Here is a 14,085-nt window from a genome sequence, read left to right on the forward strand (position 1 = left end):
GCCGGCGGCGAGCGCCAGGGTCAGTCCGTGCAGGCGGGCGAGGGTAGGGCGCGAGGTGGGTTGGGACATGGCAATTCTCGTTGGCGAATACATGGGTTACACCGTTTTGCGCAGCAGGGCGACAAAGCGCTCGAGCTGGGCTTCGTCGTTGAGCAGGCCCGGCGCGGTGCGGATCACCGGGCCGACATCGCGGTACACCGCATCGACCATGGCTTTGTTTTTCTGCAGGTAGGCGGCGACCTCGTCGCAGTCGCGATCCTTGACCCGGAAGAAGCAGAAACCGGCGGAAAGCGTCGGGCTGCGGGGGGTTACCAGCTCGACCCCTCGCACCGTCGACAGTTGCTGCTTGAGGTAGCTGTTGAGTTGATGGATGCGCGCCTGGATGTCGGCCTTGCCCAATTGCAGGTGCAACTTGAAGGCTTCATCCAGCGCCCAGCGGTGCTCGAATGCGTGGTAGCCACCGGGGGTAAAGGTGGTGGCAAAGTCGGTGTCTTCGGAGAAGGTTGGCACCATTGGCGTCAGGTGTTCGACCTTGGCGCTGCGGGCGCAGACGATGCCGGTGCCACGTGGGCCGAACAACCATTTATGAGTGCCGGCGATGAAGAAGTCGCAGTCCATGCTCGGCACGTCGAGGTCTTCCACGCCAAGGCCATGCACGCCGTCGATCACATACAGGATGCGGTCCTGTTCGGCGCGGTCGCGGTTGGCCTCGCGCACCAGCGCGCCGATACGCGCAACCGGCAGCTTGACGCCGCTGCCCGACTGTACCCAGGTCATGCCCAGCACGCGTGTCTGCGGGCGGATGGCCTGGCGGATATTGCCGAGAATTTCGTCTTCGCTGACCAGCGCCGGGTCTTTGATCAGGGTGATGCGGCGCACCTGGGTGCCTTGCTTGCGGGTGCGCAGGTCGAGGCTGGTCTCGGCTGAATAGTGCTCGTGCACGGTGGTCAGGATCTCTTGATCCGGGCGTACATGAATGCCGCCGTAGACCATCGCCAGGCCTTCGGTGGTGCTGCCGGTGAGGGCGATCTGGGCCGGGCTCACCTTCAGGTATTCAGCGGCGGCGCGGCGGACCTGGCCCTCGCGCTTCCAGGTTTCCTGCAGGTCCCAGTCCATTGCCAGGGCCGGATTGCGGTCGATCTGCGCGCGGTAGCGGGCGATTGCCTCGCGGACTGGGCGCGGCTGCGAGGTGACCAGGAAGTTGGACAGGTGCAGGTAGCTAGGGTCCTGCTCGAACAGCTGCTGCAGGTCACGCCATTTGTCGCCGCTGGCGCTGGTCGCAGGATTTTCAGCAGCCGTGGCCAGCGCGTATTGGCCCAGCGGCAACGTGGCGGCGAGCACCCCGGCCTGCTTGAGAAAGGTCCGCCGCGGGTTCATGGCTGTGCCTCCACGACAGAGCTGGCCGATTGCAGGCTGGCGACCGGTTGCGCCGCTTTTTGCACCTGCGCCCAGACGCGCATGAAGTTGCCGCCCCAGAGCTTGGCGATATCGGCCTCGGAGTAACCGCGGGCGATCAGCTCGGCTGTGACGTTGCGGACCTCGCCGACGTTGTCCCAGCCTTGCACACCGCCGCCTTCATTGAAGTCCGAGCTGATGCCGACGTGATCGATGCCGACCTTGGCCACCGTGTAGTCGATGGCCGCGACAAAATCCTGCAACGTGGCCTTGGGCTCGTCTTCGAGAATGCCGTACAGCGCGCCTGCGTACTCGCCGAAGCGCTGCTCGGGCCAGCCGGCAATGATCGGGTCGCCAGGCATCAGGGCCATGGCCAGGTCTTGCAGGGGCGGCAGGTCGAAGCGCTGGCGCAGCGCGTTGAGTTTGTCGCGGGTGCCCTGGGTCAGTGGTTTGAGGTATTGCGAGAACGCTACCACCTGGACCACACCGCCACTGTCCTTGATCAACTGCAGCTCGCGGTCGCTGAGGTTGCGCGGGATGTCCACCAACGCCCGCGGCGCTGAATGCGACGCTACCAGCGGTGCGCGGCTGAGCTGGGCGACCTGCTCCAGCGCTGGAGTCGACATCTGCGACACATCGATGATCACGCCCAGGTCATTGAGCCGCTGCACGGCCTGCTTGCCAATTGCCGACAGGCCGCCGAGGGCATTTGGGGTGTCGTTGAAAAACGGCATCGGCCGCGATGAGTCGGCCCAGGCATTGTTGCCGATATAGCTGAAGCCGAACATGCGCATGCCGCGCGCAGCCCAGGTGTCGAGCAGATCGATGTCATTACCCAGTGGGTAGGCATTGAGCATGCTCAGAAAGATCACGAACTTGCCTTCGCCGTGCAGACGGCGGAAGTCGTCGGGGCTGTAGGCGATGGCGACCTGATTGGGAAAGTCGCGGACCAGGCCGGTGATGATCCGGTAGCGCACTTCCTGCTGGTGGCGCGCTTCATCGACAAAGGCGGCGGTTGGCTTGTGCGGCGCATTGTCGCCGTTCCACATCTCTGGCCAGCCAAACAGGTTCAGCGCGGCACCGGACAGCCGACCGCGGTTGAGCTTGACCAGATCGAACTGGCCCGCGCCGTCTTTATCGAACTCGTTGCCGGCGCTGGCGTAGTCCAGCGGCAGGCTGATATGGCTGTCAAAGGTGAGCATGTATTCATGCAGCGCGTCCGCCTGCTGGGTCACCTCGGCGGGGTAGCCGCGGTTGCTCCAGTGGTCCCAGGCCAGGTAGCCGCCGCCACCCAGCGCCAGCAGCAGGGGCAGGCCCAGGTACAGCGCCTTGTTGCGCAATCGTATGTTCATTGCCATCTCGGATCAGGGTGGTAACCGGGCGTGGCTCAAGCCACACGCTATGAGGGGAAGGACGTGTGGCCACGGGGAAAAATTAATCGCCTGGCGGCAATCGGCTATGCTCAAACAGGGCGTAGGCATTTTCCGTAGGTGCTGTCGTCCTGATCTGCGAAGGTATTGGAAATCGGCAGTTACGCTTGAGCCAAGCGGGTGTTGGATGACTTGGTTTAGGCTCGCCGACAGGATCTTTCTCCCCGATCTGTAGTCTTTGTTTCATCGAGAGAATAAGGAGATGTGCATGCTTGTCCGGTCATTGACCCTCGCCACGTTGCTAGCCGTAGCTGGCCCTTTGCTTGCCGCCGACAGCGATGCGCCGTTGGCAAAGGAGCTGGGCAAGGCCAGGCCGTTGGTGGTGATTGCCCCCAGCCCAGCTGACCCGACCTTGCGTGGCCTTAACGAGGCACTGAATGAATCGGCGACCAAAAAGGCCTTTGAAGAGCGTCAGCTGGTGCTCTACAGCGTTGCTGGCCTAGCGGGTACGCGCGAAGGGAAAAACCTTGAGCAGCAGACCACCATGGCCCTGATTCGTGAACTGAAACTTGGTGCGAGCAAAGGCACCAAGGTCATTCTGGTGGGCAAGGATGGCGAGTTTCATGTGTTGAAGGATGACGACAGCGGCGACAAGCTTGATCCGCAGGTGATCTTCAAGGCGGTGGACGAGTTGCCTGCCAGCGAGAAGGCTGCAGCGGTTGCGGCGCCGGTTGCGGCAGCTGCTCCGGAGCCCAAGGGTAAGGAGGCCAAGAACGTCAAGCCTGCCAAGCCGGCCAAGCCAGCGGCGCCACCCAAGCCGCTGGAGGATTGAGCGCGAATAAAGGTATACACGCGGCACCAAGCGGTCTCCCCGGACGCCAGCCGGCCGGAAAGGATTGCGTAGCGGTCCACCCGCCCGCGTGTATCACTCTGTATCCACACCTATTCCTGACCCACTCCCATACAAAAGCACCGCAGTGCCGATACATCACCGACACACCACTGCGGCTCAATGGCTCCACTACCAACCGCAAGTGGAGCACCACCATGAAACAGTCGAAAAACACCCTTGGCCTGCTTGGCGCTGCTGTCGTCGGCAGCCTGTTGCTGGGCAATAGCGCCTTCGCCGTCGAACCGATGAGCCAGGGTTATCAGCTGGCCGCCGCCAAGACCGACGCGGAAGGCAAATGCGGCGAAGGCAAGTGCGGCGGCAGTGAGAAGGCTGGCAAAGCCGAAGGCAAATGCGGCGGTGAGGCCAAAGCCGGCAAGGCCGAAGGCAAGTGCGGTGAGGGCAAATGCGGTGCCAGCGAGAAACAGGCAGGCAAAGCCAAGTCCTGACCGCCAACGTCCGCAGGCCTCGATCCTCGGTATGGATCAGGCCTGCGGCACTTGCCCGGAGTACCAAGCATGAACAACCCGCATCTGCGCACCGGCCTAGGCCTCCGTCGCGGCCTGTTACCCGAATTGCTGACGATGCCCCTGGGGGCGGTAGACTTTCTCGAGTGCGCCCCGGAAAACTGGATCGGTGTCGGTGGCAGCCATGGCCGCAGCCTGGCCCAGCTGGCTGAACGCTTTGCCATCAGTTGCCATGGGCTATCGCTGTCACTCGGCGGCATCGCACCGCTGGACCGGACCCTGCTGACCAGCACCCGGCAGTTTCTGGATCGCTTTGAGGTCCGACACTATAGCGAACACCTCAGCTATTGCAGCGATGACGGTCACCTCTACGACCTGTTACCGATACCCTTCACCGATGAAGCCGTGCGCCACGTCGCCGGGCGCATTCGCCAGGCTCAGGACCAGTTGGGCAGGCGAATCGCGGTCGAAAACATCAGCTACTATGCCGCGCCTTACCAGGCCATGAGCGAACTGGCGTTTATCCGCGCGGTACTGGACGAGGCTGACTGCGATCTGCTGCTGGATATCAACAATGTCTACGTCAATGCCTGCAATCATCGCTATGACCCCGTCGACTTTCTTCACGGTTTGCCCCGCGAGCGGGTCACTGCCATGCACGTGGCGGGTCACTATGACGAAGCCCCCGACCTCAAGGTCGACACTCACGGCGCGCCGGTGAAAGAGCACGTCTGGGACCTTTACGCAGTGGCCTGCGAGCGCTTTGGCGTGCAGCCGACGGTTCTTGAACGCGATTTCAACTACCCGCCATTGGCCGAGCTTCTGGCCGAAACGGCGCGCATTGCAATGGCGCAACAAGCCCGCGGGAGGCGTGCAGCATGAACCTGCATCAGCAGCAATTGCAGATGGCCAACTACGTGCGCGACCCCGTGCGCAACCCGCCGCCGGGCGATATCGAGGCTCGGCGCCTGCGGGTCTATCGCGAGCTGTTCTACAACAGCATCGAAGGGCTGCTGGCAGCCAGTTTCCCAGTGATGCGAGCAACCCTGGGCGAGCTGGTCTGGCACGCGAGAGTGCATGATTTCTATGCCGCTTACCGTAGCCAGACGCCGCTGTTTACCGAGGTCGGCGGGGCATTCATCGAGTACCTGCACGAGGCTGATCTGGACGCCCCGTGGCAACTGGAACTGGCCCATTACGAATGGATTGAAGCGCAGCTTTTCCTGAGCGCTGATGAGGCCTTCACCCAGCTGGATACAGCCGATTTGCTGGAGGGCGAGCCAACACTGTCGTGCCTGGCGCGGATCCTGGCGTACCGCTGGCCGGTCGATCGGATCGGCCCCGGCTTTCAGCTTTCAGCGCCACCTGCATCGCCAACCTTGTTGCTGGTTTATCGCAATCAGCACCTGCAGGTGCGTTTCGCCCGACTCACCCCTCGGGCCTACCAGTTACTGGCCGGGCTCAGCGGCAGCGGACGGCAGCGCTTGCAGGCGCTGGGCGACGAGCAGGTTCAGGCGCAGGGCTTGGCGCTGCTCGAAGACCTGCACGCGCAGCAGCTTGTCATCGCCGCAAATTACCTGGCGGGTGCCTCGGCCTGAGCCTCGGCGGATTTCTTCGCCGGCGGCTTCAACCGGGTGACTCCCAACAGCACCAGTGCCATGCCCGCCACTTGATACAGTGAAATCTGCTCACTGAGAATCGCCCACGACGCCAGCACCGTCAGTACCGGGCCGAGGTTGCCGACAGCCGCCGTCTGGGTAGGCCCCAGGCGCTGAATCGCCAGGGCCAGCCAGTAGATCGGCAGCACCGTGGAGAATACTGCCATCAGTCCGGCATTGGCCCACACCGCAGCCGGCAACTGCGCCAGCTGGCTTACATCCGCCACCAGCAGGTAGTGGGCCAACACCATCAAACTTGAAGCCGTGCCGCACAACCCGGCCAGGCGCATAGAGCCCATGCGCTTGAGCAGCATGCCGGTGCCGCAGTAATACATCGCGTAAGTGACCGCGCTGGCGAACACCCACAACGAGCCGACAATGATCTGCTGGCCTGCGCTGGCACTGCTGACATCGTGCACGAATGCGATGCCCAGGCCGAGATAGCAAAGCCCCATCGCCGCCATCGTGCGCAAGGTGGGCCGTTCACGCAGGGCGACGGCCTGGATAAGCAGTACCAAGGTGGGGTAGGTGAACAGGATCAGCCGCTCAAGCCCCGCGCTGATGTACTGCAAGCCATAAAAGTCGAACCAGCTGGCCAGGTAGTACCCAAGCAGCCCCAACACTGCCACCCGCAGCCCATCGGCCACCGTCAACCGTTCGCCACCCTGGCGTTGGCTGAGCCACAGCAACCAGACAAACAGCGGCAGGGCCAACGCCATGCGCATCGCCAGCAGGGTGATTGCATCTACCGCAGCTGCGGCGTAGGCGAGTTTGACGAAGATCGCCTTGAAGCTGAAGCCCAGTGCCGCGAGCACTGCAAACAGGCTGCCGTTGTCGATCTGGCGTTTGAGCATGGCGTGTAAGCGAGACATGGCGAATCCGGAAACAATTGGTAAGGTTTATTCTGCGCATAACGCGGCGCACTGTAGAATCGCTATTTAGCGAAAAAGGCTTTCGTTTTTGGAGAAGACCTGATGCACTTCGACCTTGCTGATCTGCGCCTGATCGCGGCGATCGCCAGCAGCGGAAGCCTGAGTAAAGCCGCGGCTACCTTTCCGGTAGCCGTCTCGGCTGCCAGCAACCGCCTGCGTCTGTTCGAGCAACGCAGCGGTTTGACCTTGTTCAACCGCCGCGCCGACGGTATGCAACTGACGCCCTCCGGGCGGCTGGTGCTGGAAGCTGCCCGTGGTGTGCTCGGCGAGGCAAGCAAGCTGCAGGCGACCCTGCACGAACTGGCCGGGCAACGCCGAATCACCCTGCATCTGGCCGCGTCGACGGTGACCAACAGCACCTTGCTGCCGGCGGTGCTGGGGCCGTTCCTGGCGGACTACCCGCAGGTCGATCTGCAGTTGGTCGAGCACAAAAGCATCGATGTACTGCGCGTGGTGCTGGCCGGCGAGTGCGAAATCGGCGTGTATGACGGCAACCTGGTCAATGACGGTGTGGTGTCGCTGCCGTTTCGTACCGAACGGCTTGTGCTGCTGGTGCCCGCCGAGCATGCGCTGGCCGAGCGCGGCCCGTTGCGGCTGGTCGACGCGCTGGATTTTGCTTTTGTCTGCCTGCCGGCCGAACGCGCCATGCAACGCTTTGTCGAGGAGCTGGCGATGAACCTGGCCATGCCATTGAAGGTGCGGGTCAGGGCGCCCAGCTTCGAGGCGATAGCGCAGTTGGTCGCGCAACACGCCGGCATTGCCATCGTGCCGCAGACCGCTGCCGTGCGCGCCGAGCAGGAGTTGGCCGTGCGCTGGCTGCCACTGCAGGAGCGTTGGGCCACGCTGGAGCTCAGGGTGTGCTTTCGCAGCTGGGAAGGCCTCAGCTCGCATGGACGGCTGTTGGTGAGCTTTCTGACCGGGCAGTGAAGCGCCGCCCAGAGCCCCGGTCGTCAGTTGCGATCACCGAGAACGTCATGCTCAACGACATCGAGGGCGCGTTGCAGACCATGACCGCGCTCAAGGAGCTGGATGACCAGTGCCCTGAAGTACAAGGGTTTTTATTGAGCAGACCACTGGACAATTGCGTTTTGGTGCGGATGATGCATGAACAAATCGCCACGACGGAAATCGTGCGCTAGGCATACCGCGCAGGGTCGCGCAGAGCGGTTTACACCGTGCCATTTCATCACTTCTGCATACAGGCCCGTCAATCCATGGCGCTCGACCCCCCAACGATGTTGACCATCTCGATAGCCCTTGCCGCCGCTGCGGCGCTGTACCTGGCGGTCGAGTGGCGCACCGTGCGTGAATCTTCATTGCTGTATTGGAGCGCAGGCTTCGCCACCATTACCGTCGGCTGCGTACTGTCGTTGATGCGTTTGCAGGGAATGCTGTTGATCGGCATCTGGTTCGCCAATGGCCTGCTGGTTACGGCGCACTTTTTGTTCCTGCTGGGGGTGGCGCGCTTCACCGAAACTCGCCTGTCACGGGGCTGGTATTCGATTTTTGTCATCTGGACGGCACTGTTGCTGCTGCCAGACGGGCCTGAATGGTCAAAGCTGATGCTGCTGGCCAACTCGCTGCTGGTGGCGGTCACGACGCTCAAAGCCAGCTCGCTGCTGCGCCCGCATGGGCTGTCGCTGAGCGTGGGTGCGGTGCAGTTGCGCTTTGTGCTGCTGCTGCACGGGCTGTTCTACCTGGCCAAGATGATCCCGCCATTGATGCCCGGCACGTTGATTGACCTGGCGGCGTTCCGTGGCGAGATCATCCAGATTTCGCTGGTTGAAGGGGCAATGGCGATCATGCTGATCGCATTGTCGATGACCGGCACCGAGCGCTATCGCCGCGAACAGCAGATCGCCCGCCTGGCCGCGCGCGACCCGCTGACCGCAATGTACAACCGGCGTGCTCTGGAGGTGCGGGCGCCGCGCCTGCTGGCTCAGGTCGGCGCCGCGCGCCCGGGGGCGCTGTTGATCATCGATATCGACAACTTCAAGATGGTCAACGACCTGTTCGGCCACGCTGCCGGCGATCGCCTGCTGGTGGCGCTGAGCGAGATGATTCGTGGGTTGGTGCCTGCCCATGCGCTGGCTGCCCGGTTGGGCGGCGACGAGTTCATCATCTTGCTTGGCAACACCAGTCGTGAACGGGTCAACCAGCTGGGCGACAGCCTGCGCCAGCAGTTCCAGCTACTGACCTCAGGCTCTTATGCAACACCTGCGGCGGTAACCTTGAGCATTGGTGCCAGCTTGTTCGATCAGCCGCCCAGTAGTCTCACAGCGTTGATCGAGCAGGGTGACAAAGCGCTTTATGAAACCAAGCGGGCAGGGCGCAACAGCATTAGTCTGGTTGATTTGACCCTGGGCACTCCGGTGGCCGATTGAGCACAGCTGCCAACTAATTGACTGCGATGGAGCGGGTTACGGGCGGTCTCGACGAAAAGCTGTCACTGCGCGTTGATGATTACCGTGCGAGCCATGCAGTCTTTGCAGTTGACTACAGTTTCAATCTGGTTGGCTTGCGCATGCACAGCCGCTGAACCGCAGCTTACGCAGTGCAGCCTGGTGCCGCCTGCGGACGCGGCCGCTGCGCCGCCAGGCGTGGGCAATTGGCTGATGTAGGCAAACAAGGTCTGTTCCAGGCCATGGTCATCCAGTTTCAGTACCACGCCATGCAGGACTTGGCTGAAGCCTGACCGCGGTGCCTTCACCTCGTAGCCGGGCCAACGAAACGGCCAGCGCTCGTCGACCGCACGCTGGCCAAGCGCGAGCATCCGCCCGGGGATGGTATTGGAGGCGATGTGTTTGTTTACCTGACACTGCGCGGCAAACGCCAGCGCGCCGCGAATGGCCGTATTGGTCAGCGACCAGATACTGCGTATGGGCAGGTGTAACAGGAGCTGCGCGGCCACCTCACGGGATTTTTTCCACGCATCGAACGGCAGGCCGTGATCGGCCGCTCGGCTGAGGATGTAGGCATACACCTCTTCCACAGCCAAGCGGTGGAGTACTTCGACGATCTCGCCATGCCAGGCCGCCAGCGGCCCCTGTGACAAGTCATCGAGCAACGCCTGCTGCAGTTGCGTCAGGCTCGCCCGCTCCGGGCCGGTCAGGTAGACATTGACGATCCAGCACACTTTGTCCAGCCGCGGTACCAGTGCCGAGCCGGTGCTGAAGGCATCCACGGCTGAACCTGGATCGATCACCAGCACTTTGCGCTCGCGCAGCGTCTGCAACAACGCGCTGTCCATGTCCTGCGTGGGTGTGAGGCGGGCATCGCCGCGCAACTCGGCCAAGGGCGCCAGGCGCTGGTTGGCCTGGTCTGCATGGGTCATGAGCAAGGCCAGCAGTTGCACTTTGCTGGTGAAGTCCAGCGAGGCGAGCGGCACGCCGGGGATATCATCCAGCGACCACTGTGTTCGAATCCGCTGACGACGCTCCAGGGTTTGTTGCTTTTGCTGGGCCATTAGTGATGCCTTGCAGGGCGCGCAGGTGCAATAACGCAGCAGGCGGGTCCGGCCAGGCGGGTAGTGACGATGATCGCAGCCCTTGCAGAAGGCTGGATCAAGATTCCAGCTGGTCGCCGTCTTGCCCCTGCGTCGCTCATACATCGGCACGGCGCAGTAAGGGCAGGTCACGTCCGGCGACGCGATCGGCGGAAAGCTCTTGATCAGACAGTTGGGTGCAAGGTCGAGGTTATAGCGCTGAATCAGAGCGGCGTTTTTGGCGCCACCGAGGTATTCCTGGTAGAGCTTTTCGACCTGTTCAGCGCTCAAGTGGCGCAGCTTGTTTTGATAGTCCGACAAACCTGATTTCTCCCTCGGAAACATCGCCTTGGTGTGAGGGAGGATCATGCGGCGCATCGATTTAGCCTGGGAAGAGCCAAGAGGGCCGATCCTTCCTAAGCGTTTGTAGGGCGTTTCCCAAGCATTGCCGTTGGGGGCTTCAGCTTACCCGGAGCCAGATGGCGGAGGCATCGTCACTGGCTTTGAATCGGGGGTAACGCAGGCAGGCGGCATCCTCCTTTTCGATCCGACGTAGCTGCAGTGCCAGATCCGCCAGGCCGTGGTGCAGCAGATGGGCGATGAAGTCAGCGGGAGTGAAGGCCGCGTAGCTGTCCAGCAACGCGCTGAAACCGTCGCTCATCAGGACCAGGTCGTCGCCCGCTGCCACTGGCGTGCGGGTGTAGCGCAGGGCAGCGCGGGCGGCCTGGACATCTACGCTGAGGACTGCCTTGGGCCGCTCCCGCGCCAGCCTGCGGTCAGCGATGATGGCCGGTGTGCGTACGCCATGGGCGCCAGTGCCCGGGCCCAGGGCTGCGGCTTCGGCGCTTTCAGCCTGGCGGTCTGGCGCGGGGGTGAGGAAGGCAATGCCTTGCGCACTGCGGTGCAGCACTGCGCAGTCGCCGAGAAAGCTGCAGCTCAACTGATCGCCTTCGAGCGCTACCGCCGCGAACGAGGCCCGGGGCAGTTCCCAGGTCGCGAGCGGAAGGCGCTGACGCTGGCGTTCGTAGTCACGGGCAACGTGCTCGAAAACCGATTCACACACCTGCTCCAAGTTACCTTCAGCACCCGCAAAAGCCCGCTGCGCGGCCGCCGCCAGCCATGCTGCGCCGCCGCGTTGGCCGAGCAGGCCAGGCGGGCCGAGGTCGGTGGCGCCATCGATCACCCACGCGTGCAGGTCTGCGCTGCCAATGCGGTCGTCGTTGGCGACGTCTGGCTTGCCGGCCAGGCTCAGGCTCTGGATAAAGTCGAGGTGCATGGTCGATCGGTCTTCTTGGCGAGTGGCTGGGAGGGGTTGGACCGGGTATTGGCCCGCGGGTTCGTTCAGCTCGCGGGCGGGTTCCAGCATACCTGATGACCCTGGTCGCATTCGAGTAGGGCAGTAGGTGGGGGTTGAGTCCCCAGGCCAACCTCAGAAGCTGTACTTGAAACTGGTCATCAGATTGCGCGGCGCGCCGTACACGCTATACAACCCGGACTGGCTGTAATACTCGCGATCGAACACGTTATTGATGTTCAGCGCAGCACTGAGGTTGCGGCTGATGTCGTAGCGAGCCATCAGGTTGGTAACCGCATAGCTGCTCTGGCTGAAGGTGTGCAAGTCAGCGCCAACCTTGCTCTGCCAGTTCACCCCGCCGCCAATCGTCAGTTTGTTCAGCGGCCCGTGCAGCCGGTAGCTGGTGAAGGTCTTCACGCTGTTGCGCGGCAGGTTGGTATTGATGCGTTGATCATCGGCATCGGTGGTCACCGAATAGGCATAGCCGGCGGACGCCTGCCAGCCTTCGGCCAGTTCGCCGTTCAGTTCCAGCTCGATGCCCTTGGATGTGGTGTCCTGCTCGGCGCTGTAGACGTTGTCGTGCTGCCAGATGGCAAGGTTGTCCTGCTCCAGCTTGAACAGCGCAAGGCTTGAGTTGAGCTTGCCGTCGAGGTGCGAGCCTTTGATGCCGATCTCGTAGCCGACGCCTTCCATCGGGTCGAGCGGGTTGTTGCCTTCGTCGGTCACCCACGACGCTTGCGGGTTGAAGATCTTGGTGTAGCTGGCATACAGCGACCAGGTCTGATCAAGGTCGTAGACCACCCCGGCATACGGGATGAACACGCCGCTCTCTTTGCGCTTGACCTCGGTCTCGGCGCCGCCGTAAGGGCGCTCCGAGGTGTCGCGCTGCCAGTCGATCAGGCGGCTGCCGAGGATCAGGCTGAGGTCTTCGCTGACGCTGAAGCGCGAGGTCAGGTAGGCCGCGTACTGGTCTTCATCGATCGACGACTTGCCGCTTTCAGTGAAGTTGGGCTTGGCCGAGTTGCCGTCCCAGTCAAACAGGTTGTCGATCGCGCCGGCAGGCGAGCCGGCATAGTCATAGCCCCAACCGCCCCAGCCGGGCACGCTTTCCTTGTACTGGGACAAGGTCATACCGGTGATCAGCTCGTGCTCGCGGCCGAACAGGCTGAAGGGCCCGGTGGCGTAGACATCGAGGTTGTCCTGGCGTGGCGTGCCGGAGAAGCGCACGGGCAGTTGCGACAGGCCGCTGCCGTCGGTATTCAAGTCGCCCATGGCGAAGTTGAACACTTCGTCGAACTTGTTTTCGGCGTGTGTCAGCTCGATCTTGCCGCTCCAGCCGTTGCCCAGTTGCTGTTCGATGGAGGTGAAGAAACTGGTTTGCTCGTGGTCGTTGTAGGACCAGTCCGGGGCGGCGTTGAGCGAGCGTTTGAGGCTGGTGCGCTGGCCGGTGCTGAAGCGCGACGGCAGGCCCGAGCGCAGCGGCGAGTCGACGTCGCTGCGCAGGTAGCTGAAGCCCAGGGTCAGCAGGGTGTCTTCAGTCAGGTCGAACTCGGTGATGCCGTAGATCAGCTGCGACTGCGAAGAGTAGCGGTCGATCCAGGCCTTCTCGGTCTTGTAGTCGGCGACGAAGCGGCCGCGGATGTTGCCCGCGTCGGTCAGCGGGCCCGAGACGTCGAAGCCTGTGCCGTAGCGGTCCCAGGTGCCGGCCTCGCCGGTGATGCTGGCCTGCGCATCGGCTGTCGGGCGCTTGCGGATCAGGTTGATGGTCGCCGACGGGTTGCCCATGCCGCTGATCAAACCGGTGGCGCCGCGGACGATTTCGACGCGGTCGTACATCGCCATGCTCTGCGAGTAGTTGTCCAGACGAGTGTTGGTGGGCACGCCGTCGACCTCGTAGTTCTGGATGGCAAAGCCGCGTGACCAGTACGAGTCGCTCTCGGCGCCGAGGCCGTCGCGCACGACGATGATGCCGGGGGTGGCCTCGAGGGCATCGGTGAGGTTGGTCAGGCGCTGGTCATCGAGGCGCTGGCGGGTCATCACGGTGAGCGACTGCGGGGTTTCCTGCGGGGTCAGGTTGAGGCGGGTCGAGCTGCTTGACGAATAGGTGGTGTAGAGGCCGGTGCCTTCGGTGGTCGAGCCGGGGGCTTTGCCGGAGATGGATACCGCGCTCAGCTCCATCGCGCCGCTGCTGCTGGCTTGCAGGGTGTAGTTGCCGTTGGCACTGCGGCTGGCCTCCAGGCCACTGCCGGCAAGCAGTATGGCCAGGCCCTGGTCAACGTCGAAGTTGCCGTGCAGGCCGGCGGTGCTGCGCCCGTCGGTGAGGGTGCTGGGGTAGCTCAGCAGAATATGGGCGGCCTGGCCAAAGCGGCTCAGGGCTGGCGCGAGCGGGCCGGCCGGGATGTCGAAGTCGGCCTGGGCCTGCTCGGCGGCGCTGGCCCAGGTGGGCAGCATCAGCAGCGGTGCGGTGGCGGTCATGCAGGTGATGGCCTGGACCACGGCGCCGGCCAGTTTATGCTTGAGATTCACGCGTTGTTCCCCGATTGAATGGATTGTCTGGGGGTTAAGTCTCGCGAGAATCAAAAAGGGACCACCCTTG

The 14,085-nt window shown here is 63.0% G+C and carries 11 protein-coding genes and 2 pseudogenes; 7 read left to right on the forward strand and 6 right to left on the reverse strand.

The features are described 5' to 3' along the window. Positions 1-96 precede the first annotated feature (96 nt). Positions 97-1,377, reverse strand: a complete 1,281-nt coding sequence (locus tag IDM28_RS08775) for an aminotransferase class V-fold PLP-dependent enzyme (protein WP_188035725.1) — start codon at positions 1,375-1,377, stop codon at positions 97-99. After that, the gene (pvdM, locus tag IDM28_RS08780; RefSeq protein ID WP_150569565.1) at positions 1,374-2,747 is read right to left on the reverse strand and encodes a pyoverdine-tailoring dipeptidase-like protein PvdM; all 1,374 of its coding nucleotides are present in this window, start codon (positions 2,745-2,747) and stop codon (positions 1,374-1,376) included. The genes IDM28_RS08775 and pvdM overlap by 4 nt, the downstream gene beginning before the upstream one ends. A gap of 286 nt (positions 2,748-3,033) precedes the next feature. Between pvdM and IDM28_RS08785 the strand changes: the two genes are divergently transcribed. The 4 genes and pseudogenes from IDM28_RS08785 to IDM28_RS08800 all read left to right on the forward strand — a co-directional run bounded on the left by IDM28_RS08785 (position 3,034) and on the right by IDM28_RS08800 (position 5,719). Next, the gene (locus IDM28_RS08785) at positions 3,034-3,597 is read left to right on the forward strand and encodes a DUF4174 domain-containing protein (RefSeq protein WP_101318527.1); all 564 of its coding nucleotides are present in this window, start codon (positions 3,034-3,036) and stop codon (positions 3,595-3,597) included. Positions 3,598-3,812: 215 nt separating this feature from the next. After that, positions 3,813-4,067 (forward strand): annotated as a pseudogene (locus tag IDM28_RS08790) (hypothetical protein); the annotation flags it as partial. A gap of 105 nt (positions 4,068-4,172) precedes the next feature. Next, the gene (locus tag IDM28_RS08795; protein ID WP_188035726.1) at positions 4,173-5,003 is read left to right on the forward strand and encodes a DUF692 domain-containing protein; all 831 of its coding nucleotides are present in this window, start codon (positions 4,173-4,175) and stop codon (positions 5,001-5,003) included. After that, entirely contained in the window at positions 5,000-5,719 is a 720-nt protein-coding gene (locus IDM28_RS08800; RefSeq protein ID WP_188035727.1) for a DUF2063 domain-containing protein, read from the forward strand. Before IDM28_RS08795 ends, IDM28_RS08800 begins: the two co-directional genes overlap by 4 nt. On the opposite strand, the gene IDM28_RS08805 is transcribed toward IDM28_RS08800, so the two are convergent. Next, positions 5,695-6,651 carry a DMT family transporter gene (locus IDM28_RS08805; protein ID WP_150569561.1) on the reverse strand — a complete coding sequence of 319 codons (957 nt, stop codon included), beginning with the start codon at positions 6,649-6,651 and terminating at the stop codon, positions 5,695-5,697. The genes IDM28_RS08800 and IDM28_RS08805 overlap by 25 nt on opposite strands. Positions 6,652-6,753: 102 nt before the next feature. Here IDM28_RS08805 and IDM28_RS08810 point away from each other — a divergent pair, with 102 nt between their 5' ends. The 3 genes and pseudogenes from IDM28_RS08810 to IDM28_RS08820 all read left to right on the forward strand — a co-directional run bounded on the left by IDM28_RS08810 (position 6,754) and on the right by IDM28_RS08820 (position 9,095). Beyond that, positions 6,754-7,638, forward strand: coding sequence for a LysR substrate-binding domain-containing protein (locus IDM28_RS08810; RefSeq protein WP_101318535.1), 885 nt, complete (start codon positions 6,754-6,756; stop codon positions 7,636-7,638). 26 nt (positions 7,639-7,664) lie between these two features. Beyond that, positions 7,665-7,850, forward strand: a pseudogene (locus IDM28_RS08815) (hypothetical protein); the annotation flags it as partial. Positions 7,851-7,925: 75 nt separating this feature from the next. After that, the gene (locus IDM28_RS08820) at positions 7,926-9,095 is read left to right on the forward strand and encodes a GGDEF domain-containing protein (protein ID WP_188035728.1); all 1,170 of its coding nucleotides are present in this window, start codon (positions 7,926-7,928) and stop codon (positions 9,093-9,095) included. Between the two features lie 62 nt (positions 9,096-9,157). Here the strand turns inward: IDM28_RS08820 and IDM28_RS08825 are convergent, their stop codons facing one another. From IDM28_RS08825 to IDM28_RS08835, 3 genes are all read right to left on the reverse strand, one after another. Continuing rightward, complete coding sequence (locus tag IDM28_RS08825; protein ID WP_188035729.1) at positions 9,158-10,516, reverse strand: hypothetical protein; 1,359 nt, start codon at positions 10,514-10,516, stop codon at positions 9,158-9,160. Between the two features lie 139 nt (positions 10,517-10,655). Beyond that, positions 10,656-11,471: a protein phosphatase 2C domain-containing protein gene (locus IDM28_RS08830; protein WP_188035730.1), complete on the reverse strand. Its 816-nt coding sequence runs from the start codon at positions 11,469-11,471 to the stop codon at positions 10,656-10,658. Positions 11,472-11,624: 153 nt separating this feature from the next. Then, entirely contained in the window at positions 11,625-13,964 is a 2,340-nt protein-coding gene (locus IDM28_RS08835) for a TonB-dependent siderophore receptor (protein WP_188035758.1), read from the reverse strand. Positions 13,965-14,085 lie beyond the last annotated feature (121 nt).

This window comes from Pseudomonas sp. EZ-C24, assembly GCF_014525325.1.
Taxonomy (GTDB): domain Bacteria; phylum Pseudomonadota; class Gammaproteobacteria; order Pseudomonadales; family Pseudomonadaceae; genus Aquipseudomonas; species Aquipseudomonas shirazensis.